This window comes from Streptomyces sp. NPDC015127 (assembly GCF_043080095.1).
Taxonomy (GTDB): domain Bacteria; phylum Actinomycetota; class Actinomycetes; order Streptomycetales; family Streptomycetaceae; genus Streptomyces.
This window is the reverse complement of record NZ_JBIBVE010000008.1, coordinates 226,367-247,608: the sequence shown is the minus strand read 5'-3', so window position 1 is coordinate 247,608 and position 21,242 is coordinate 226,367. Positions and strand designations below refer to the sequence as shown.

Sequence of the window (21,242 nt, the reverse complement as noted above, 5' to 3'; positions counted from 1 at the left end):
CGCGGGGGCCCGAACCTAGACTGACGAGCGCCCGATACGCCCCGAAAGAGGGAGATGCGCCATGTCCAAGCGAGGCAACAAGCGACGTGCCCGCAAGAAGAAGGGCGCGAACCACGGCAAGCGGCCCAACGCCTGAGCCGTCCCACTGCGACGCTTTCGGCTCACCCTGGCCGCCCCGACCGCGGCCCTATGGGTGGGCGTGCGCCACGTGGCCGTGCGCGTCGCCACGGCCGTCCTGGCCGGCGCCGCCGTGATCCTCGGGGGGCCGGTCTCGGTCCTGCTCGCGCAATCCGCCTTCACGGAGACGGTCCACAACGCCCCGGCCCCCGGCCGCCCCGACCGCCACCTGGTGGTGGAGGAGGGGGCTGACCTGATCGACCCGATCCGGCTGGTCCACGTGGACGAGGGCACGGGCCTCGCCACCCGCCGCCGACAGGTCGGCCACTTCAACGGCGACGACCCGGCCGACGCCCTGGCGGAGGCGGCATGGGCGCGCCCGGACCGGATCCGCCCGGTGACGGACGACGGCGCGGGCGAACGCCGTACGTACGTCATCGACCTGTCCCCGGAGACGGGCGAGCCGTCCCGCACCGTTCCTGCCCCCGGCTCGCTGGCGCATTCTGACCGTCACGACGCCGGCAGCGCCGTCAGATACATCCCCGAGGCCCCGGCACCCGCCGTGTTGCGGCAGCTGTAGTCGCCCGTCGGCTTCGCGTAGACCAGGGACAGGCAGCGCCCCTGGGCCACCTGCCCGTAGTAGTTGGGGTGCGCGGACTCCTGCACCGGCCCCTGCGTGCCGTCGCTGTCGATCCACCGCGCCCACTCGCTGGACGAGGCCGACGGCGGCTGCGTCGTGCTCACCAGGCGGCTCGCCTTCGCACAGACCTCACGTCCCTGGAGCATGTCCCGCAGGTCCAGGAACTGCGCGCCCTTCGCCGCCGCCACCCCCTTCAGTCGGTCGGCGAGCTGCGGCACGAGCGAGTCGCGCGCCCAGTCGGCGTCCAGGTTCCAGAAGGGGCACCCTCCGGTGTTCACCCGGGACCAGCCACTCTCCGTATACCGGTTCTCGCTGCCGCGGGGGATCGGCGACGGGTACGACTGGAGCACGATCCGGTACGAGGAGGCCGCGTATCCCGCACTCGACATCACCGCGCGGATCTCGTCCACGGCCTTGCCGACGTTCGCCGTCACCGCGTCGATCTTCGCGTCCACGACGTCCTGTTGATCGTCGTGGCAGTACGAGTAGTAGAGGATGTAGTCCTTCGCGCAGGTCGTGATGATGTCGGCGAAACCGAGGTCGTTGCCGCCGATCGACAGCGCGATCACCTCGACGTCGTACGCGGCGGCGACGGCGGCGAGTTGGTCCGCCTGCGGCGCCTCGCCCTTGAACGAAGTGCCGCCGCTGGACGCCCGGAAGACGTTCTGCGTGGTCGCCCCGGAACAGGCGAGGTTGACCAGCGCCTGCGTCGTCCCGGTGGCGCTGCGCACCTCCGCGGAGTCCGACCGGTGGCACCCGTTCGCCGCGGTCGCCCCGTACACCCGCGCCGGGTCGTACGCGGTCCCGGTCCAGGCGCGGTCGGTGCCGTCCCTGCTGCCGGTGTCGGTGAGGCTGTTGCCCTGCCACCGCCCGGCCTCGCCGGAGATGTAACTGTCCCCGAGCGCCACAATCGCAGTGGGCCCGGACCCGGGGCCGGCCTGGGCGGTCCCGGCCCCGGCGGCCACGAGTCCGCAGAAGGCGAGCGGCGCGGCGACGGCGGCCCGCAGCCACTGCCGCCCGCGGGCGGTGAGGGAAGGCAACCTGCACAAGCGGAATCCAGACACGGCGAACTCCTGCTGCTGGCCACGGAAGAGAGCGATTTCCGGTCGATCTCAACGGGGGGTGTGGCATACGGGTGGGGAGGGCCGCCGGCCGGTGGCATGCGGAATTTGGCATGCAGGGACTTGTTACCGCTAGGTAGCGTGAGGTTTCTTTTCGGTCACGCGGGAGGGCGTGGGCCGTGACGAGCGAGGGTCGATTTCCCGCCAGGATGTGCACGCGGCTTGCCGACTCGGGTCACGGAGCTGGCCGTAACTCGCGGTAGCGGGCTGCGGGGGAGCGGCCGCGCGGGGAGGATGGCATCCGAGGCGGCGGTGACATGGATCACAACCGATGCGTTCCCGCGTCTCGGTGCACACGACCGCGCGGCCGCTGCCACAGAGGCAGCGGCCGCGCGGTGTGTGTTCGTTCCGGTCGATTCCGCTGCGGTGGTCTACCGGTGCACGACGAACGCCCCGAACATCCGGTACAGCAGCTCCGCGCCTTGCCGGAGGGCAGCCACGCTCACCCGCTCGTCGTCGCCGTGCATGGCGGTCAGCGTCGCGTTGTCCACCAGATAGGGATACGTGCCGTAGACCGGGATGCCCCGGTCCTGCCAGGGCTTGCCGCTGGTGCCCGCCTCGAACATGGCCGGTACGGCGGGAACGCCCGGATGGGTCAGGGCCACCGCCCCGCGCCAAGCGGTGAAGACGTCCGAGTCGACGGGGCTGGGGCGGGCGCTCCAGTCCCGGTTCCACCGGGCGAGGGTGTCGGCGGGGTGCTCTCCTGGCGGGCCGACCAGGTCCATGCGGATGCCCGGGTACTCCGCAACGACCTTGCGGATGTGGTCGAGCAATTCCTGGGGCGACTGGCCGCCCGGGGTGAATCGCAGTTGGAGGAGCGCCGTCGCCCGGCGCGGGATGACATTGGCGCGGAGTCCTCCGTCCTGGGCGACGAAGGCGATGGTGGCACGCAGTATCGCGTTGTGCAGACCCGGATAGGGCGACCTGCTCAGTACCTCCTCCGCCGCCGCGTCGACCTCGGCCTCGTCGGCGGCGTCCTCGGCGTCGAGCAGCCGGCGCACGGCGGCGGCCAGTTCGGGGTCGTGGGTGCCCCGGGCGAGCGCCGCGAAGTAGTCGCGGTTCAGGGGTGTGAGGACGACCGGCGTACGGGCGCGTGAGACGGCGTGCACCGCGGCGGCGAGCCGGGCCAGCGCCGAGTCCGGGAGCGGCCGGGACGAGTGGGTGGCGGTCCCGGAGGCGGTCAGCCGTACCGCGCCGAAGGCCCGGTCCACGCAGCTCAGCGAGGCCAGCATGGGGGTGCTGCCGTCCGACTGGGCCAGCATCCAGCCGCCCTCTGTGAGCACGGCCCCGGCGGTGACCCGGTCCCAGTGGTGCTCGGTCAGCCAGCGGGTCCCGTACCAGCCACCCTCCTCGTCGCAGTCCGAGAGGAAGATGATGTCGCGGTCGAACAGAGCCCCCTCCCGCACATGTCTCAGCAGGGCGTTCATGAAGGCCGCGCCCGCCCCTTTCATGTCCAGGCTGCCGCGCCCCCACAGGAAGCCGTCGGAGACCTCGGCCGCGAAGGGAGGGTGCCGCCAGTCCTTCGGCTGGACGGACACGACGTCGGAGTGGGACAGCACAAGCAGCGGGGCCCGGTTCCCCGTGCCTTTGATACGGGCGAGGAAGTGGACGTTGCCGGGTTTGGGGGTGGGGATGATCTCCGTGGCCACACCGGCGTGCCGCCAGACGCGGTCCAGGGTGCGGGCGAGCGGCAGCGTGTCGGCGCCCTCGCCGTTGTGCGAGGTGTCGTACCGGATCATGGTGCGGGCGAGGGAGACGACATCGATGTCGTCGGGTGCGTGGGCGAGGGGCCGGTCCGGGTCGGTCATCGTCCCTCCGTGGCGCCGTCCGCGCTGTCGCCGCTCACCAGAGGCCTGCGCGCATGGACGAAGCGCACCGGTACGGGCAGGACGATGCGGCCGTCGGGCCCGCGCAGCCCTTCGAATATCGCGCCGATCGCCTCCCTGGCGGCGGTGGCCTCGGCTCTGCCCAGTTCGTCCCAGGCGGCGCGCAGTCCGGTGGACATCGACCAGGTGATCCAGTCGGCCCCCGAGGCGACGGCCATCTCGTGGGTCTCCTCGGCCACCGTCACCTCCTCGAATCCGAGCCGGGTGAGCGCGGCGGTGATGCTCGCTGCGGACTCGGACCAGGGTGCCCGGCCGCGCTCGCGGGGATCCGGACCGGGCGGGAAGTGAGGCGCCAGCACGGCGAAGGCGTCCGGCGGCACGAAGGGCGGAAGCCCGTCCTCGTCCACCAGGTCGCTGTAGACCAGCCGCCCGCCCGGGGCGAGCAGTCTGAGATAGGCCCCCAGCGTCGCAGGGGCGCCGGGCAGATGCATCACGCTGAACCCGCCCAGCACCGCGTCGAACGACTCGGGTGAGAAATCGGGCATCTCTGCATCCATGTGACGTACCGTCACATTGCTCCAGCCCTGTGCGAGAGCCTCGGCCTCGGTGTGGCGCACCATGGCGGGGGCGATGTCGATGCCGGTGACGGAGCCGTCCGGCCCGACCGCCTCGCGGGCGGGGAAGAGACAGGAACCCCGGCCGCAGCCGATGTCCAGTATTCGGTCGCCGGGCCTTAACTCCGCCCTGGCGACGAGCCGTTCACCGAGTGGGGTGAAGAAGTCCACCGGCGAGCGGTCGAAGACCGCCGCCGCGCGGTCGAAGGTATCGGCGATCGATTCCTTGTGCCGGGTCGCGTCCATGATGGGCACCTCCTGTGCCTGCTGGATCCACTGGGTTGGGCGGGGTCGCGCTAGGGCCTCTCGTTTGGATCATGCCGGGCTCGCGGGCCCTGGCACGCCCGCTCGCCGCGTTGTCGTCGGTCGCCATGGCTCCGCCATTGTCTCCCTCCTCCGCCTTGCGATCGCACGCACCAGACCCTCCCCCTACGCCCTGCGGGCGTGGGGGGACCCCCACTCACTGATCCGGCCTGATCCAAACGAAAGACCCTAGAGACGGACGAATTCACGGACCTGGGGCGCGGAGAGATCGTCGCGAAGGACGCGCTCGTACAGCTCGCGCAACTCTCCGCAGGGGTCCATTCCGAACTCCTCCACCAGCCGGGAGCGCAGCCGGTGGTAGGCCGTGATGGCCTCACTCCGGCGCCCGGCCAGGCACAGCACCGACATCAGGCGGTGGCAGACCCCCTCGTTGAGGGGGTCCTCGACCAGTAAGGAGCTGAGTTCGCCGACCAGTTCGTGGTACGGACGGCCCGCGAGCAGATCGGCCTCTATCCGCCTCTCCAGCGCCGCGTGCCGGTCCTCTTCGAGCTGTACGGCGTGCATCTGGAGCGGCCGGCCGGGGCTCACATCGGCGAGCGCCGGCCCGTGCCACAGCTTCAGTGCCTGACCGAGCAGTTCGGCCGCCCGGTCCGGGCGGCCGTCACGCAAAGCGGTGTGTCCGAGCCTGGAGAGCCGCTGGAACTCCTTGACGTCGAGATCGCGCTCGTCGGCCTGCAGGAGATAGCTGGACGCTCCGGTGACGATGAAGCGGCGCTCCCGGCCGCAGTGTCCCGGTCCTTGGCCCGCGCAGTCGTCGAGTGCCGCGAAATGGCGCCTGAGCTGGAAGATGTACGTCTGAAGGGTTCGCACCGCACTGGCGGGAGGCCGGTCCTCCCACAGCTCCTCGATGAGCAGCGAGGTGGGGACCGGCCGGTTCACGTGGAGGAGCAGCAAGGCCAGTACCTTGCGGGGCTTGGGTGCGGTGGGGGCGGAGACGTGGGGATCTATGACCGCCATGGGACCGAGCAGGCGGAATTCCATGAGCTTTCCTCCCGGAGCGTCAGCCACTGTCGAGAACGCAACGTGCCGGCGCGGAAAGCGTTTTTCGGGCATCACGAAATGCGCCACCCTGCCTTCGCGATGGGGAATTATCAGTCACCCGCTCATCGTCGGGAGAGATACAGGGAATGCCGCCGCACCAACCAGTTGCCTGCTCAAGTTATCACGCTAGCCCGCAACGCAACTCGGATGTGGGATTTCCGACTCCTGGTACGAGCAGCGACTGACCCGAAGGTTGAACGGGTATACATGCGTCCCGCCCAAACTGCTTTCACCTGTGGCAACAGGCCTGAAACAGTCTCATTTCCCATCCGCTGACGAACTACCCTACGCGTGGCCGTCAGGCCTTTGGCCGGTCTTTCACATTCCCCCTTGGCCGGCCTCCTTCTGCCGACGCGGAAGCTTGATGACGAGGGCGAGAACCAGCGCGACGAGCAGCACACAGGAAGCCACCAGAAAGACCCGGTCGACGGCGTCGTCATAGGCAGCCAAGATTGTTTCCCGAATACTTCCGGTCATCTTGTGGACGCTTTCCGGCTGTTCCGCCGCTTTGGCCTCCGCCGGGGTCAGTACGGAAAGTTCCGAGACAAGTCGCGCATGGAAGATCGCGTTGAAGGCGGCGAGGCCGAGTGAGCCGCCGAGCTGTCGGCCGAGCGTCTGGAGGGAGACGGCCGCGCCGAGATCCTTCATGGGGGAGTTGTTCATGACGGCGAGCGCGTAGACCTGGGTCATCAGTCCGAGGCCGATGCCGATGAGCACCGTATAAGCCAGGGAGACGAGCCTGCCGGTGTCAGGGGTCAGGGTGACGAGCATGGCCATCCCGACGCCGGTCACCGCCACGCCTGCCGCGCCGAACCACTTCTCGTTGCCGAACTTCACCATCAAGGGGCTGGCCCCCAGCGCGGCCAGCACGATGCCGATGGTCAGCGGCAGCAGGAGCAGGCCCGAGTCGGTGGCCGAGCTGCCGGTGCTCACTTGGAGGAAGATCGGCAGGAACATCAGAGCCCCGAACATCGCGGCGCCCGAGGCGAAAGCCTGGAAGTTGGCGATGTTGAGGATGGGCCTGCGCAGCAGATAGAGCGGGACGACCGGTTCGGCGGCCCGTCGTTCCACCAGGCCGAGCAGCGCCAGCAGAGCCAGTGTGCCGACGATGAGCGTGATGATCAGCGGATCGCCCCAGCCGTACTCGGTGCCGGCCCAGCTGGAGATCAGCACCAGGCAGGTCGCCACTCCGCCGACCAGCAGGGCGCCCGCGTAGTCGATCTTCGGGCGGGTGACGCGTCGGTCGAGTTCGAGTGTCGTGAGGAGGAGCAGCAGGGACACGGCCCCGATGGGGATGTTCATGAAGAAGATCCAGCGCCAGCCCCACTGATCGGTGATCCAGCCGCCTGCGAGCGGGCCGAGCGCGGCGAAGCCGGTGAGGGCGGTGGAGAAGTAGCCCTGGTAGCGCGTGCGCTGCTCCGGTGTCAGCAGTTCGGTGTAGAGCGCCATCGCGGAGACGATGAAGCCGCCCGCGCCGACACCCTGCACGGCCCGGAACAGGGACAGTTGGAGCATCGACTGGGCGGTGCCGCTGAGGATCGATCCGGCGAGGAACGCGGCCATGGCGAAGACGAAGACGGGCTTGCGCCCGAAGAGGTCGCCGAACTTGCCGTAGAGCGGTGTGGTGACGGTGGCGGCCAGGGTGTAGGCGGTCGCCACCCAGAAGAAGGTGCTCAGTCCGCCGAACTCGTCGATGATCACCGGCATCGCAGTCGCGGTGATGTTCATGTCGAGCATGGCCAGCAGCTGCGCCAGCAGCACGCCGATCAGGGGTAGCAGTACACGGCGGGTGCTTCTGGCCGAGGGCTGCCCCGGTGGGCGCTCGGTCTCGGTGTTCACTTCGGACATCGGCCCTCCAGGCTTCATATGCGTGACGCACACATATTAACGCTCCCGGGTCAGGATGCCACCCCTTCCTGCCACCGTCCACGCCCCTCGCCCCCGACTCGACCCGGGCTCCAGGCAGCGCTGACACACGGAGGCAATGCTGGGTCCAATCGGGAGGAAGGTATGCGTCATGAGTGAGTTCACGCTCGACGACCTGTTCCGCATCATCAGCTCCGCGACGGGGGAGCCATTGGACTCCGCCTCGCCCGAGGAGCTCCAGGACACGACCTTCGGCGAGCTGGGGGTCGACTCACTGGCACTGCTGGAGACCGCGACCCGGGTGGAACAGGAGACCGGGGTGACCATCCAGGACTCCGAAGTACCGCTGCTCAAGTGCCCGCGGATGTTCCTCGACTACGTCGCCGAGCGGCGCGAGGAGGCCGCGTGACCGGCGTGCCGACGACAGGCCGGGACGGCGGGGCCGACTCCGCCGTCTTCCGGGTGCTTCTGCGGATGGAGATCCATACGGGCAGCGAGCGGGACTTCGAGGAGACCTGGCTCGAAGTCGGGGACGCGGTGACGGGGCACCCCGGCAATCTGGCGCAGTGGCTGCTGCGCGGCGCGGCGGGGGAGAAGGAGGGCCGGGGGAGCGTCTACTACATAGTCAGCGACTGGATCGACGAGCCGAGTTTCCGGGCCTTCGAGAGCAGCGCGGCCCACGTCCGCCACCGTGAACTGCTCCACCCGTACCGGGGCGCCGGCTCCATGACGACCATGAACATGGTGTACGCGCTGCGCGGCGCGGGAGTCCGCTGAGCGTTCACGTCCGTCTCGCCCCGGGAGGTGTCCGCCGCCCGGGGCGTCGCCCTTCTGGCGCGAGGACCGGCAGCGTGAGAGCCAGGGCCTCCCGCCGGCACCCGTGACCGGCCGCGGGCACGTCACCGTGGCACCGCCGGGCCGCTCCGCGACGACCGGGTCAGCGGCTCCCACCAGGGCCGGTTGTCGCGGTACCAGGCGACGGTCTTCTCCAGACCGCCGGCGAAGTCCGTGCGGGGCCGGTAGCCGAGTCGGGTGCGCGCCTTGAAGCAGTCCAGGGAGTAGCGGCGGTCGTGTCCCTTGCGGTCCTCGACCCACTCCACGAGGTCCCAGTCCGCGCCCGTCGCCTTCAGCAGCCGGTCCGTCAGCTCCCGGTTGCTCAGCTCCGTACCTCCGCCGATGTGGTAGATCTCGCCCGGCCGCCCGCGCCGCCGGACGAGTTCGATACCCCGCACATGGTCGTCGACGTGCAGCCAGTCGCGGATGTGCTCGCCGTCCCCGTACAGGGGCACGGACAGGCCGTCGAGGAGCCGCGTGATGAACAGCGGGATGAGCTTCTCCGGGAAGTGGTGCGGGCCGTAGTTGTTGGAGCACCGGGTGATGCGTACGTCCAGGCCGTGCGTACGGTGACAGGCCAGAGCGAGGAGATCCGCGGCCGCCTTGGACGCGGAGTACGGCGAGTTCGGATCGAGCGGGGAGTCCTCCCGCCACGAGCCGGTCTCCACCGAGCCGTACACCTCGTCGGTCGAGATCTGCACGAACAGCTCGATCCGGTGCCGGACGGCCGCATCCAGCAGCGTCTGCGTCCCCAGGACATTCGTGCGCACGAAGTCACCCGCGCCGTCGATCGAGCGGTCGACATGCGACTCGGCGGCGAAGTGCACCACCTCGTCGTGAGCGGCCACGAGTTCGCCGACCAAGGGGGCGTCGCACACGTCCCCGCGGACGAAGGCGAAGCCGGGATGGTCACGTACGGCGTCCAGATTGGCGCGGACTCCCGCGTATGTCAGCTTGTCCAGCACGGTGACCGCGGTGCCCCCGGGCCCGTCCGCGCCCAGCAGGAAGCGGACGTAGTGCGAGCCGATGAACCCGGCCCCTCCGGTCACCAGCACCCTGCGCTCGGGCCGGAACCGTGCGGCCCTTGTCGTGGGTCGGTTCGTCGTCATGTGGGAATCTGCACCTCGCTGTGGTCGCCCAGCACGAAGCGGTGGGCATCGGGGGTCCTGGGAGCGGGGGTCACCACGACGTTCCGGCCGATGAGCGAGGCCTGCACCCGGCGCACTCCCTGCAAACGGGAGTCGCGCAGCACGATGGAGAACTCGACCTCGCTGTCGGTGATCCGGCAGTTCTCCGCGACCGAGGTGAACGGTCCGACGTAGGAACCGGTGACGGTGGTGCCGGAGCCGATGACGGCGGGCCCGACGATGCGCGAGCCGAGCACCCGCGCGCCGGATTCGACCCTCACCCGGCCGACGAGTTCGCTGGACTCGTCCACCTCGCCGGCGACACCCGGGGCCAGGGATTCCAGGATCGTACGGTTCACCTCCAGCATGTCGTCGACGTTGCCGGTGTCCTTCCAATAGCCGGAGATGGTCGTGGACCGCACGTCCCGGCCGTCGTCGATCAGCCACTGGATGGCGTCGGTGATCTCGAGCTCGCCGCGACGGGAGGGACCGATGGCCCGCACGGCGCGATGCACGGCGGGCCCGAAGAGATACACCCCGACCAGCGCGAGATCGCTCTTGGGATGCTCCGGCTTCTCCTCCAGGCCCACCACCGAACCGCGTCCGTCCAGTTCGGCGACGCCGAAGGCAGAGGGGTCGGAGACCCGGGTCAGCAGGATCTGGGCGTCGGGGCGCTGGGCGTCGAACCGGTCCACGAGTTCCGTGATGCCGCCCACGACGAAGTTGTCCCCCAGGTACATGACGAAGTCCTCGTCGCCGAGGAAGTCCCGTGCGATCAGCACGGCGTGGGCCAGCCCGAGGGGGCGCTGCTGAGGGATGTAGGTGACGCGCAGGCCGAACCGGGAGCCGTCCCCGACGGCCGCACGGATCTCGTCGCCGTTGTTCCCGACCACGACCCCGACCTCGGTGACACCGGCCCGCGCGATGGCCTCCAGGCCGTAGAACAGCACGGGCCGGTTGGCGACGGGCACGAGCTGCTTGGCGTAGGTGTGGGTGATCGGCCGCAGCCGGGTGCCCGAACCTCCGCAGAGCACCAGCGCCTTCATGTCCCCGACCCGTCCGCCCCGGCGGTGACGTCCGTCCTCGCCGTGACGGCCGCCTCGCCCTCGGGCGCCACCGCGTACACGTCGTAGACCTGGTCCCGGCCGGTGTCCTGGTAGGGGCGCAGCGGGGCGGTGTGCAGCCGGTGGTCGGGTCCTTGCTCCCAGGCGAGAAAGGCCCCCAGGCTGGTCCATTCGCTGTGCACGGCGACACTGCCGTGCCGCACCACCGACCTCAGCAGTTCGCTGCGGATCAGTCCCGGAGTGCGCCGCAAGGCCCGCTCGACCTGGTCGAAGGCCCGGTGCAGCGCCGCCGGATCGCCCTCGGGTTCGCGGTACCAGACCAGGACCCGTACTTCGGGACCGGAGTCGGCGGGCCTCACATCCCACCGTCCACGTGCAGTGTCTCGCCGGTGATGTAGCCTGCGGACCCGCCCGCCAGGAAGGCCACCGCCGCGGCGACGTCCTCGGGGGTGCCGAGCCGGCGCAGGGCGGCCATGGATTCGTATCGCGCCCGCTGCTCGGGACTCAGCCGGTCGGCGGCGGGTGACTCGGTGACTCCCGGAGCGACCACATTGACGCGTATGCCGCGCGGACCGAGTTCCTTGCACAGACTGCGGGCGAGGCCGGTCAGTCCCGCCTTGGCCGCCGTGTAGTGCGCCCGCAACGGTACGCCGACCTGCGCGACCTTCGAGCCCACGAGGACCACGGAGGCCCCGGGGCCGAGCACAGGCAACGCCTGCTGGACGAGGAGGTAGGCGGCGGTCAGATTGGTGTCCAGGACACGGTGCCACTCGGCGGTTTCCAGCCGGTCGAAGGGGACATGGCTGATTGCACCGGCGTTGTGGACCAGCACGTCGAGCGTGGGGTGGTACTGCCGGCAGGATTCGATGAGCCTGCCCACCTCCTCGGCCGAGCCGAGATCGGCGCGGACCGTGGCATGGTCCGCGCCTGCCGTCTGCTTGAGTTCGCGTTCGAGGTCCGCTGCGGACTCCTGGTCGTGCCGGTAGCAGGCGGTCACCCCGGCTCCCGCTCCGGCGAGCGCCAGTGAGATCGCGCGCCCGATGCCCCGGGTTCCCCCGGTGACCAGTGCGCGCTTGCCGTGCAGAGTTCCTTCGCTGCGGGCTTCCATACGTGCCTCCGGGTGTGTGTCAGTCGGTGGTGAGGGCGACGGCGCGCCGCTCCACGAGGTCCTTGATGCGTCCCATCTGGACGGCCGAGTTGCGGTTGATCCGGTCCCGCATGCCTGCGTCGTCCAGGGGAGCGTCCGGTTTCATCTCGAAGTCCTGCACCCAGCGCATTTCGGTGCCTTCGCCCGCCGCCCGGTACTGCCAGAAGATCCACATGTAGGAGAAGGCGCCGGTCTCCACGCGGTGGGCCCGCACGGTCCTGCTCCTCCGGTCGGCGGTGCGCTCGGAAACCCAGCTCCAGGCCCTGCCGTCCGGGTCCGGATGGGTGGTGAGCCGGAAGCGGACGGTGTCACCGTGCCGCTCCAGGATCTCGGCCGACGCGTACTCGCTGAACAACTCGGGCCACGAGGCGATGTCGTTGGTCATCTCCCAGACGAGTTCCAGCGGCGCGTCGATGAGCACCGTGTTCTCGGTGTGCTCGCTCATGTTCCGTACTCCTCTCCACGAGGTCCACGAGGCCCAGGTGCACGAAGCACCAGTGCCGAGTTGAAGCCGCCGTACCCGCGGGCGACGACCAGCGCGTTGCGTACGGGCATCCGCCGCGGCGCACCGGTCACCAGGTCGAGCCGGTACTCCGCGGCGGCCCGGCGCACATGCGGGGTCGGCGGGACCAGCCCGTCGCGCATGCTCAGCAGCGCGGTCGCGACGTCCAGCGCGGAACCGCCGCAGAAGAGCCGGCCGAGCCCCGCTTTGGGCGCGGTGACCGGGACTCCGTACGGGCCGAAGACCTCGCACAGCGTCTCCGCCTCCGTCCGGTCGGCCTCCGGCACGGCGAGCGCGTCCGCGTACACCACGTCCACGTCGGCCGGGGCGAGGGACGCCTGACTCAGCGCCGACTCCACCGCCCGGCGCAGGGTGGGAGGGCGGCCCGAGCCCGGCGGCGGCGAGAAGGTCGAGGCATGGCCGGCGACCACTCCGTAGCAGCGGGGGGCGCCACGGCGTTCGGCCGCGGCCCGTTCCTCCGCGACGAACATCGCGCCGCCCTCTCCCGGAACATGGCCGCAGGCCTCCTCCGTGAACGGCAGATAGGCACGGGCGGCGTCGGCCCGCTCGCTCAGCTGCCCGCCCGACCACTGGCACACCAGCCCGTAGGGGCTCAGCGCGGAGTCGGTGGCCCCGCAGACCACGGCGACCGCCCCGTCCTCGACGGCGCGACGGGCACCGGCGAACGAGTCGAGACCGCCGGCCGCCTCGGAGACGAAGGTGTCGCAGTGGCCGCGCAGTCCGTGCCGGATGGAGACCTGTCCGGTCGTGGCGGCGTAGAACCAGGCGATCGACTGGTAAGCACCCACGTGCCGGGGGCCCTTGCGCCACAGGCTCTGGATCTCCCGCTGGCCGAACTCCACACCGCCCGCCGAGCTCGCCGTGGCGAGCGCGAACTCGTACTCGGGCACGGAGGACGTGGCCAGCTCGGCATCGGCAAGGGCCTCCTCCAACGCCGCCAGGCCCTGCTGAGTCCACACATCGGTCTGCGGCAGCAGCCTGCCCGGCACCCGTTCGGCAGGGTCGAACGACGGGAGCTCCCCGGCCAGCCGGACCGGGTACCCGGTCGCGTCGAATCTTCGGACCGGCCCGATGGCGCTCTCGCCGCGCAGCGCGGCCCGCCAGTAGGACTCGGTGCCGAGACCGGTGGGAGCCAGTACGCCGATGCCCGTGATCACCAGCTCGGCGCCGGCGCCGCCCGGGCCCGTCATCGGGCGCTCTCCGGCGCGGTCAGCACCAGGGCGCTCTGGAAGCCGCCGAATCCACTGCCGACGCTGAGCACCGCGTCGACGGGCAGTTCGCGGGCGGTCAGCGGCACGTAGTCGAGGTCGCACTCGGGGTCGGGGTGATGGAGGTTCGCGGTGGGCGGCACCACATCGTGGTGGATCGCCAGGGCACAGGCCGCGAGTTCGATGGAGCCGATGGCGCCCAACGAGTGTCCGATCATGGACTTGATGGAGCTGACCGGCACGCGCCGGGCGTGGTCGCCGAGGCTGCGTTTGAACGCCATCGTCTCGTGCCGGTCGTTCTGCCGGGTGCCCGAGCCGTGGGCGTTGACATAGTCGACGTCCGTCGGGTGGAGCCGGGCCCGGTCGAGGGCGACCCGGACGGCCTCCGCCATCTCCCGGCCGTCCGGCTTGAGTCCGGTCATGTGATACGCGTTGGCGCGCGAGCCGTACCCCGCGATCTCCGCGTAGACCCGGGCTCCGCGACGCCGCGCGGCCTCACGTTCCTCCAGCAGCAGCACGGCGGCGCCCTCGCCCAGGACGAAGCCGTCCCGGTACAGGTCGAAGGGGCGGCTGGCGTGCGCGGGATCCTCGTTGTTGGCCGAGGTGGCCTTGATGGTGTCGAAGCAGGCGACGGTGATGGGCGAGACGGGAGCGTCGGACGCGCCCGCCAGGGCGATGTCGGCCGTTCCCTCCTCGATGAGGCGGGCCGCGTGCCGGACCGCGTCCAGGCCCGAGGTGCAGCCGTTGGAGACGAGCGTGACCGGCCCTTCCGCCCCGGCCTGCCAGGCCACGTCGCGGGCGATGCTGCTGGGCACCAGGTAGGAGAGGAGTTCGGGGTGCGCCTGCCGGTGGTCCACGAGCCAGGCATCGCCGGAGCTGCTGACCTTCACGTACTCGCGCTCCAGACTCATGGTGCAGCCCACGGCGCTGCCGATGGACACCGCCAGGCGGGCGGGGTCGGAGCGCTCCGGGTCGAACCCGGCATCGGCCAGCGCCTCCCGCGCCGAGACCACGGCGAACTGCGCGGCCCGGTCCATGGTCAGCGCTTCCTCGGTGGTCAGCCCGTTCGCCTCGGGGTCGAAGTCGCACTCGCCCGCGATGCGGGAACGGAAACCCTCGGCGTCGAAGAGGGTGATGGGCCGGGTCGCGGTGCGTCCGTCGGTGAGCAGGGACCAGAAGGCCTTGACCCCGACCGCCCCGGCCGACACCACACCGATCCCCGTCACGACGGCGCGGCGGGTCACCGCACACCCCCGGCAGCGGATCCGGTATCCGGCACGTCACCGGGCTGCGGCTCGGTGTCCACGTGCCCCAGCTCGGGGCGCGGGGCGAGACCGCTCAGCGCGAAGACCACCCGGGCGGGTCGGCCGCCGTTGTTCTCGACACGGTGCCGGACGTCGACCGGCACCAGCAGGGAATCGCCGGTGGCGAGCGGGACGGGCTCGCCGTCGAGCCGTACGACGACCTCGCCCTCCACGACGTACAGGAACTCCTCCGAGTACGGGTGGTAGTGCTCGCTGACGAAGTCACCGGGCCGCAGCGCGACCACACCCAGCATTCCCTTGGTCGCCTTCACCGTGCGGGGGCTCAGCAGAACCCGGAGGTCGGCGCCCCGGCGGCGGTCGGGGGTGATGTCCTGCGTCCCGACCTTGGCTGCACGCATGTCGCGCGTGGTCATCTCCGTCACCTCCCGCCGGGCGAGGCCGGCGCGTCGGGCGAGGTGGCCCGCTCGCCCTCCGCGGACCCCCAGGTGTAGAAGCACTCGGCCATCGCGTCGCGCGGCCCCTGCCAGTCGGGCGAGAAAGGCTGGACGAACCGGGCGAGTTCGCTGTTGAGCCCGGCGAACAGCGGGTGTTCACGGACCCGGTCGAGCGGCGCGGCGATCTCGGTGCGGGACTCCACGAGATGGAAGTACAGGTCGTGGAAGCGGAACAGCGCCCGGCCGTGCACGCCGAGCATCCGGGGCAGTTCGGTCTGGTCGGATCGGGCGAAGGCCTCGGCGACGGCACCGGCGTCGCCGGGATCCATCCGCGCCACGATGAGAGTTCGGTACACGCTCGGGCCCTTCCGGTGGGTGTACGTGGTCCGGGAAACGATGTGCCCGTCCCGTCAGCCGGAGGTTGAGGACGGCTGGAGGCAACGGTCCGCGGTGGTGTCGACCGGTTCTCGAACCTTCCTGGTGCGGGCCAGGACGGCAGGCTGAAAGGCTCGTGTCCGCGTCTCTGCGGCATCTGCCACCCGCTCTTGCCGCCTGCACCCACACAGAAGGTGACGGACATGTCCCTGGTCATCGGCGTGACCGCGTTGCTCGGCGCCGGCGTCACCGCCGGAGTGCTGTTCTGCGTCGCGATCAGTCTCGTACCCGGCTTCATCGCGCTGCCGCCGGAGGAGTACGTCGAGGCGCACCGGCTGTTCGGCCGGTACTTCGACCGTGTGATGCCTCCCCTGGTGGTCACCACCACCGTTCTGGTGGTCGTGCTTGCCTGCATCTCCGACAGCACCGGGCGGCGGGCCGTGCTGATCGCTGCCGCGGTCTGTCTGCTGGGAGTCTCCGTGGTCTCCCAGAGCCGGAACGTTCCCATCAACCGGCGGGTGAAGCGGCTCACCACGGTGCCCGACGACTGGGAGGACCCGCGCACCGCGTGGCGGAACTGGCACGCGGTGCGCACCGCGCTCGCACTCCTCGGCCTGGTTCTGACGGCCGCGGGAGTCGTCGCGGGCTGACTTCCTCAGCGTCGCCGGCACGGCCGCATGTCTCGAGTGTTCTGCCACGTGTTCCGATGCCCCCAGGAGGCCTCTTTGCAGTTCTTGGTCCTCGGACCGCTTCAGCTGACCGACGGCGACGACAAGACCGCGGTCTCCGCTCCCCGGCTTCAGCAGCTCATTGCCCTGCTGCTGATGGCCAGGGGAGACGCCCTGCCCCTGACGGCGCTCGCCGGCGAGCTGTGGCCGGACGGGCCTCCGTCCACCGCAGACACGACGATCCGCACCTATGTGCACGAGCTGCGCAAGCTGCTGCCCGGCGACACCGACCGGTTGTCCACAGGGGGCTCCGGCTACCGGCTGACCGTGCGGCGGGAGGACGTGGATGCCTTCGTCTTCGAGGGGCTGGCGGAAAGCGCCCGCACCCTGATGCGCGGGGGAGAGGAGCCCGACCGGCTGCACCACGCCGCCGATCTGCTGCGTCAAGCGCTCGCCCTGTGGCGGGGGCACGCCTTCGCTGGGGTGCCGACGGGCCCGCAGCTGGATCTGCATCTCGCCGCCCTCAACGCCAAGTGGCTGCGCGCCGCCCAGCTGCGCATCCACCTGGATCTGCTGCTGGGAAGCCACCGGGACCTGATCGGCGAACTCAAGGGGCTGGTGTGCGAGTTCCCGCTGGACGACCGGTTCCTGGCCCAGCTGATGGTCGCGCTGCACCGCTGCGGCCGGCGCGGAGAGGCCCTGCGGGCCTATCGGCAGCACCAGCGCATCCTCCACGCCGAACTGGGTGCCGCGCCGACTCCCCGGCTGCGCCGGCTGTGCGGCCGCATTCTCTCCGAGGAGTGCTCGGCGCCCGTCGACGCGCTGCTCTGCTGAAGGGCGTCACGACGCACGCGACGCACAGGGCCCGCCGCACCGGTCATGGTCGGCGGGCCCCACGGTGCGGAGCGGTTCACCACTCCACGTGCAACTCCCGTACGATCTTGTGCAGTCCGGGCATGCAGCGTACTTCGCGCCCTGCCGCGAGGCCCAGCCCGGGCAGTCGGCCGGTCAGGGTGACCAGGGCGGTGCGCAGCATCATGCGGCCCAGGTCCGCGCCGACGCAGGAGCGGGAGCCGTGCCCGTAGCCGAAGTGCTCGGCGGCACCCGCGCGCCGGATGTCCAGCTCGTCGGGACGGGTGTACACGGTCTCGTCGCGGTTCGCCGACTGGTACACGATCATCAGCTCGTCCCCCGGGCCGAGCGCCACACCGGAGAGCGACACCGGTTTGGTGACCCGCCGCATCAGCCCGCGCAACGGCATGTCGTAGCGGACCAGTTCCTCGATCGCGCTGTCCACCAGCTCGGGCCTCTCGCACAGCAGCTCCCACTGGTCCCGGTGGGACAGCAGGTGCCACACGGCGGTGCCGAGCGCAGCGGTGCTGGTGAAGTGGCCCGCCGCGACGAGCCCCGTCATGCTGTCCACCAGTGCCTTGCGCTGCGGCGTGGTGAGCGGCTCGTCACCGGGGGCCATGGCCTGTACCAGCTCGCTGAACAGGTCCTCGCGCGGGTCGGCGCGCCGCTTCAGGGCGTAGGAGTCCAGTAGGCGCTGGTACGAGACGACTTTGCGGGCCCGGTCGACCTGCTCCGCCACGGACAGCTGCGCCGCGACCGAATGCAGTTCCATGAAGTCGGAGGTGCCGGTGACGAACGCCTCAATGTCCGGCTCGTCAAGTCCGAGCACCGGCGCCTTGACCCGTACCGGCAGCTGGCGCGCGAACTCCGCCATGAGCTCGGCCCGCCCGCGTTTCTCGAAGCGGTCGACGAGCAGGTCCGCCTGGGCTTGGACGAAATCGCGCATCAGCTCGGCGCGTTCGCCGGAGAACGCCCGCAGGATGGGGGTACGCACCCGCTTGCGGGCCTCGTCGACGGCGTCCTCACGAATGGCCACCGGGACCTCGGAGAAGGTCTTCGCGAGTTCCTCGTACGCCGCCGGGGACAGCATGGCCAGCGAGTCCGGGACTGTCGCCAGCGAGTACGCCTTCGGGTTGCCGAGAACCGTGCGCACGTCCTCGTACCGGGTGACGACCCAGGCGTTCAGCGCCGGCGAGAAGAAGACGGGCTCCTCCCGGCGGGCACGGGCATACAGGGGGTACGGGTCGTCGTCGGCGAAGGGGACGTAGGCGGCACCGAGCGTGGGCGCTGCGTTGCCCGTCATGCCGCGGCCTCCGAGTCCCGGGCGAGCATGGTGCACAGCGCAGCCCGCAGTTCGGCCTCCGGACCGGCTGTGGTGGCACCGCCCTCGGACCGCCAGGCCACGAAGCCGTCCGGACGGACGAGGACAGCGCCGGACGGGCGCACGCCGTACGTCGTCTCCCAGGTTCCCCCGGGATCCTGGAGCTCCCCGTCGGGGGCGATGCGGAACACCTCGGCATCGAGGCCGAGTTCACCGGCGACGGCGCGGGCGGCCACGGCCCAGGGGTCGGCCTCGGCGCCGGCGAGCAGGGTGAAGGACCGGCTGAAGAGGTCGAGGGTGGAGATCTCCTTCGCCCCGCGCAGCAGAACGACGTGCGGGGCGCGGTGGCCGGGCGCGGCACTGGGGCGGTGCGGATCCTCCACCGGCCACCCGTCGCCGGCGGTGGCGGCGGGACGCCGGCCGGGGCGCGCCGGGAGGAACGCTCCCCACTGGTAGTGGTATCCGAAGGCCATGGACAGCTCGTCCAGCATGGCCGCGGCCACGTCGGCGTAGTCCTCCCCTTCGCGTACCCGGAACCGCAGCATGGACTGCTCCATCATGAGTCGGGCGACGGGGTGCCGCTCGGTGTGGTAGCTCTCCAACAGCTCCGGGCCCGCCGTGCCGTTCAGCACCAGGGCGAGCTTCCAGGCGAGGTTGTGGACGTCCTGGATGCCGGTGCCGGCACCGAACGCGCCGGTAGGGGGCATGACATGGGCCGCGTCCCCGGCCAGCAGCACCCGGCCGACACGGAGCCGCTCGGCGACCCTGGCGGCGATCTCCCAGGGCAGTGGATCGGTGGTGTCGATCTTCACCGGCAGGTCGGGCAGGCCGACACCCAGCCGGATCAACTCGGTGCACCGCTCCGGAGTGAACTCCTCCGGCTTCTCCCCGCCCTCGGCGTCGTACGAGACGTTGAAGACCCAGCGCCGGTCGTTGTCCAGGGGCATGAAAGTGCCGACCACGTCCGGGTTGTTCACGTAGCAGGCGATGATGCTGCGCCCGCGCAGAGCCTCGGTGAGGTCGGCTGTGAAGAAGAAGCTGACCAGGTTCGACAGGGTGCCCGGGCCGGTCTGAGATACGCCGAGCAGCTCACGCACCCGGCTGCGGCCGCCGTCCGACGCGATGACGTAGTCGGCCCGGACGGTACGGCGTGCCTGGGTACCGCGGTCCACGGTCTCGACGGTGACCCCGTTCTCGTCCGCGGCGAAGGAGGTCAGCTCGGTGTGGTACCGGATGTCGCAGCCCGCGTCGCGTGCGCGCTCCCGCAGCAGCGACTCCAGCCGGTTCTGGTCGATCAGAGCCCAACGGCTCGGGCTGAGCGCGCTGATCTCCTCACCGGTCGAGCGCGGCATGCGCACCCGCTCCCGGCCCGCCAGCGTCTCCACATGGACGAGATCGGTGTTGCCGGCGATCGGCGAGCGGTTGTCGTACACGGTCTGCTCCATGCCGATGGAGCGGAACAGCTCGGTGGAGCGGGGGTTGATGGCCCGCGCCTTCGGGTGCGCCGAGATGTCGGCGTGCCGTTCGACGAGCACGGACGGTACGCCGTGCCAGGCGAGGAAGGCGGCGGCTGACAGGCCGGTCAGGCCGCCCCCGATGATGAGGACGGGCGTCCGTTCGGTGTGCACATGGCCCTCCTGGGCAGGACTGGTGTCGGGAGAGGTCACTTGCGGGCGAGCACCACCGTGTGGTCGTGCAGCAGTGGCTGAGCACTGATCTCGGTGAAGCCGGCCTCCCGCAGCCAGTCGCCGCACTCCTCGACGCTGTACTCGGAGCCGCCTCCGGAGGCGAGCATGAAGGTCATGCTGTACATGAGCTTGGCCAGATCCCTGGGGCTGCCGTCGAGCATCCGGTCGTAGACCACCAGTGTTCCCCCGGAGGACAGAGCCTGGTGGGCGCGATTGAGCAGGATGCGACGGCTGTCGGGACCCCAGTCGTGCAGGACGTGGCCGTAGACGAGGACATCGGCCTGCGGCAGCGGGTCGGCGAAGAAGTCCCCCGCCTGGAAGGTGACCCGGTCGGCGAGGCCGAGCCGGCCGATGTGCTCGTCGAAGAAGGGACGGCTCTGCGGACGGTCGAAGCAGACGCCGCTCAGGTGCGGGTGCGCCTTGGCGATGACGGCGGTCAGATTGCCGCGGGCTCCCCCGAGATCTGCGAAGCGGCTGTATCCGCTCCAGTCGATGAGGGCGGCCAATTCCTCGCCGATGCGCGTGCTGTGCGAGTCCATGGAGGACATGAAGCGGCGTACCCGGTCCGGATGTTCCGTGGCGTTCACCCGGAACAGGTGGTTCTCGTCGTCGGGTGGCAGCGGCGCCTGGGCCTGGCCGGTGTGCAGCGCCTTGGTCAGCCGTCCCCAGGCCGGATAGAAGGTGTCGCTGGTCATCTCGGCGAAGCCGACGAGGGAGGTGGGCTTCGCGCGGTCCAGGAAGTGGTCGGCGAGCGGCGAGTTGGCGTACCGCTCGCCGGGCGCCTCCAACAGCTCCAGGGCGACCAGGGCGTCCAGGAAGTGCCGGGAGAAACGAGGGTGCAGATTCAGCCTGCGGCGCAGCTCCGCCTCGGTGGCGGGACCTTCCTGGGCGAGCACGCTGAACAGGTCCACTTCGACCGCGCTCATCAGCACCTTGGAACCGCAGTAGGCGAGCAGCACTCGGTGAATGGGCTCCGGGGTCAACGCGTTGGCTGCTGCCGCGGCGGACGACTCGGGCATGGCTCTCCCCTCCGAAGGGATCGTGACCGACGCCGTCATCCTGGGAGCCCGGCATCAGGAACGGTTTGAGAATGCGCGGTGCCGCCCGCCGGGGCGGCACCTTCGACCACCTCTCGAATCAGCGGTGACGCCACCGCCGGAGCATGAGCGCCGACGCCCAGCTCCCGC

23 protein-coding genes are annotated in these 21,242 nt (G+C 70.5%); 6 read left to right on the top strand and 17 right to left on the bottom strand.

Annotated features, from left to right (window positions below):
• Window positions 1-61 precede the first annotated feature (61 nt).
• Together ACF08N_RS18040 and ACF08N_RS18035 are read left to right on the top strand one after the other, a co-directional pair.
• The gene (locus ACF08N_RS18040) at window positions 62-136 is read left to right on the top strand and encodes a 50S ribosomal protein bL37 (protein WP_373297613.1); all 75 of its coding nucleotides are present in this window, start codon (window positions 62-64) and stop codon (window positions 134-136) included.
• A 63-nt stretch (window positions 137-199) separates the two neighbouring features.
• The gene (locus ACF08N_RS18035; RefSeq protein WP_392325590.1) at window positions 200-697 is read left to right on the top strand and encodes a hypothetical protein; all 498 of its coding nucleotides are present in this window, start codon (window positions 200-202) and stop codon (window positions 695-697) included.
• Here the strand turns inward: ACF08N_RS18035 and ACF08N_RS18030 are convergent.
• From ACF08N_RS18030 to ACF08N_RS18010, 5 genes are all read right to left on the bottom strand, one after another.
• Window positions 628-1,821, bottom strand: a complete 1,194-nt coding sequence (locus ACF08N_RS18030) for a GDSL-type esterase/lipase family protein (protein WP_392325589.1) — start codon at window positions 1,819-1,821, stop codon at window positions 628-630. The genes ACF08N_RS18035 and ACF08N_RS18030 overlap by 70 nt on opposite strands.
• 428 nt (window positions 1,822-2,249) lie before the next feature.
• Complete coding sequence (locus ACF08N_RS18025; RefSeq protein WP_392325588.1) at window positions 2,250-3,686, bottom strand: M20/M25/M40 family metallo-hydrolase; 1,437 nt, start codon at window positions 3,684-3,686, stop codon at window positions 2,250-2,252.
• On the bottom strand, window positions 3,683-4,564 hold the full coding sequence (locus tag ACF08N_RS18020; protein WP_392325587.1) for a class I SAM-dependent methyltransferase: 882 nt from the start codon (window positions 4,562-4,564) through the stop codon (window positions 3,683-3,685). Before ACF08N_RS18020 ends, ACF08N_RS18025 begins: the two co-directional genes overlap by 4 nt.
• 246 nt (window positions 4,565-4,810) lie before the next feature.
• On the bottom strand, window positions 4,811-5,623 hold the full coding sequence (locus ACF08N_RS18015; RefSeq protein ID WP_392325586.1) for a BTAD domain-containing putative transcriptional regulator: 813 nt from the start codon (window positions 5,621-5,623) through the stop codon (window positions 4,811-4,813).
• Window positions 5,624-6,001: 378 nt separating this feature from the next.
• A complete protein-coding gene (locus tag ACF08N_RS18010; RefSeq protein ID WP_392325585.1) occupies window positions 6,002-7,531 on the bottom strand; it encodes an MDR family MFS transporter in 1,530 nt (509 codons plus the stop codon).
• A gap of 169 nt (window positions 7,532-7,700) precedes the next feature.
• On the opposite strand from ACF08N_RS18010, the gene ACF08N_RS18005 reads away from it, so the two are divergent.
• Window positions 7,701-7,958 (top strand): acyl carrier protein, encoded by a 258-nt coding sequence (locus ACF08N_RS18005; protein WP_392325584.1) that lies wholly within the window; start codon window positions 7,701-7,703, stop codon window positions 7,956-7,958.
• Entirely contained in the window at window positions 7,955-8,326 is a 372-nt protein-coding gene (locus ACF08N_RS18000) for an antibiotic biosynthesis monooxygenase family protein (protein WP_392325583.1), read from the top strand. Before ACF08N_RS18005 ends, ACF08N_RS18000 begins: the two co-directional genes overlap by 4 nt.
• Before the next feature lie 122 nt (window positions 8,327-8,448).
• On the opposite strand, the gene rfbB is transcribed toward ACF08N_RS18000, so the two are convergent.
• Genes rfbB through ACF08N_RS17955 form a run of 9 tightly spaced genes read right to left on the bottom strand, consistent with a single transcriptional unit; the run spans window position 8,449 to window position 15,507 of the window.
• The gene (gene rfbB, locus ACF08N_RS17995; protein ID WP_392325582.1) at window positions 8,449-9,492 is read right to left on the bottom strand and encodes a dTDP-glucose 4,6-dehydratase; all 1,044 of its coding nucleotides are present in this window, start codon (window positions 9,490-9,492) and stop codon (window positions 8,449-8,451) included.
• A complete protein-coding gene (locus ACF08N_RS17990) occupies window positions 9,489-10,556 on the bottom strand; it encodes a glucose-1-phosphate thymidylyltransferase (RefSeq protein WP_392325581.1) in 1,068 nt (355 codons plus the stop codon). Before ACF08N_RS17990 ends, rfbB begins: the two co-directional genes overlap by 4 nt.
• Window positions 10,553-10,933 (bottom strand): antibiotic biosynthesis monooxygenase family protein, encoded by a 381-nt coding sequence (locus tag ACF08N_RS17985; RefSeq protein ID WP_392325580.1) that lies wholly within the window; start codon window positions 10,931-10,933, stop codon window positions 10,553-10,555. The genes ACF08N_RS17990 and ACF08N_RS17985 overlap by 4 nt, the downstream gene beginning before the upstream one ends.
• On the bottom strand, window positions 10,930-11,682 hold the full coding sequence (locus tag ACF08N_RS17980; protein WP_392325579.1) for an SDR family NAD(P)-dependent oxidoreductase: 753 nt from the start codon (window positions 11,680-11,682) through the stop codon (window positions 10,930-10,932). Before ACF08N_RS17980 ends, ACF08N_RS17985 begins: the two co-directional genes overlap by 4 nt.
• 19 nt (window positions 11,683-11,701) lie before the next feature.
• Window positions 11,702-12,166 (bottom strand): SRPBCC family protein, encoded by a 465-nt coding sequence (locus tag ACF08N_RS17975; protein WP_392325578.1) that lies wholly within the window; start codon window positions 12,164-12,166, stop codon window positions 11,702-11,704.
• Window positions 12,163-13,434, bottom strand: coding sequence for a beta-ketoacyl synthase N-terminal-like domain-containing protein (locus tag ACF08N_RS17970; protein WP_392325577.1), 1,272 nt, complete (start codon window positions 13,432-13,434; stop codon window positions 12,163-12,165). The genes ACF08N_RS17975 and ACF08N_RS17970 overlap by 4 nt, the downstream gene beginning before the upstream one ends.
• Window positions 13,431-14,696 carry a beta-ketoacyl-[acyl-carrier-protein] synthase family protein gene (locus tag ACF08N_RS17965; protein ID WP_392325576.1) on the bottom strand — a complete coding sequence of 422 codons (1,266 nt, stop codon included), beginning with the start codon at window positions 14,694-14,696 and terminating at the stop codon, window positions 13,431-13,433. Before ACF08N_RS17965 ends, ACF08N_RS17970 begins: the two co-directional genes overlap by 4 nt.
• Window positions 14,693-15,130 carry a cupin domain-containing protein gene (locus ACF08N_RS17960; RefSeq protein ID WP_392325575.1) on the bottom strand — a complete coding sequence of 146 codons (438 nt, stop codon included), beginning with the start codon at window positions 15,128-15,130 and terminating at the stop codon, window positions 14,693-14,695. Before ACF08N_RS17960 ends, ACF08N_RS17965 begins: the two co-directional genes overlap by 4 nt.
• A 5-nt stretch (window positions 15,131-15,135) precedes the next feature.
• A complete protein-coding gene (locus ACF08N_RS17955) occupies window positions 15,136-15,507 on the bottom strand; it encodes a TcmI family type II polyketide cyclase (RefSeq protein WP_392325574.1) in 372 nt (123 codons plus the stop codon).
• Window positions 15,508-15,729: 222 nt separating this feature from the next.
• Here ACF08N_RS17955 and ACF08N_RS17950 point away from each other — a divergent pair, with 222 nt between their 5' ends.
• Entirely contained in the window at window positions 15,730-16,176 is a 447-nt protein-coding gene (locus tag ACF08N_RS17950) for an anthrone oxygenase family protein (protein WP_392325573.1), read from the top strand.
• Between the two features lie 75 nt (window positions 16,177-16,251).
• On the top strand, window positions 16,252-17,028 hold the full coding sequence (locus ACF08N_RS17945; protein ID WP_392325572.1) for a BTAD domain-containing putative transcriptional regulator: 777 nt from the start codon (window positions 16,252-16,254) through the stop codon (window positions 17,026-17,028).
• Window positions 17,029-17,104: 76 nt separating this feature from the next.
• Here the strand turns inward: ACF08N_RS17945 and ACF08N_RS17940 are convergent, their stop codons facing one another.
• Genes ACF08N_RS17940 through ACF08N_RS17930 form a run of 3 tightly spaced genes read right to left on the bottom strand, consistent with a single transcriptional unit; the run spans window position 17,105 to window position 21,074 of the window.
• A complete protein-coding gene (locus ACF08N_RS17940) occupies window positions 17,105-18,349 on the bottom strand; it encodes a cytochrome P450 (protein WP_392325571.1) in 1,245 nt (414 codons plus the stop codon).
• The gene (locus ACF08N_RS17935) at window positions 18,346-20,034 is read right to left on the bottom strand and encodes an FAD-dependent monooxygenase (RefSeq protein ID WP_392325570.1); all 1,689 of its coding nucleotides are present in this window, start codon (window positions 20,032-20,034) and stop codon (window positions 18,346-18,348) included. The genes ACF08N_RS17940 and ACF08N_RS17935 overlap by 4 nt, the downstream gene beginning before the upstream one ends.
• On the bottom strand, window positions 20,031-21,074 hold the full coding sequence (locus ACF08N_RS17930; RefSeq protein WP_392325569.1) for a methyltransferase: 1,044 nt from the start codon (window positions 21,072-21,074) through the stop codon (window positions 20,031-20,033). The genes ACF08N_RS17935 and ACF08N_RS17930 overlap by 4 nt, the downstream gene beginning before the upstream one ends.
• Window positions 21,075-21,242 lie beyond the last annotated feature (168 nt).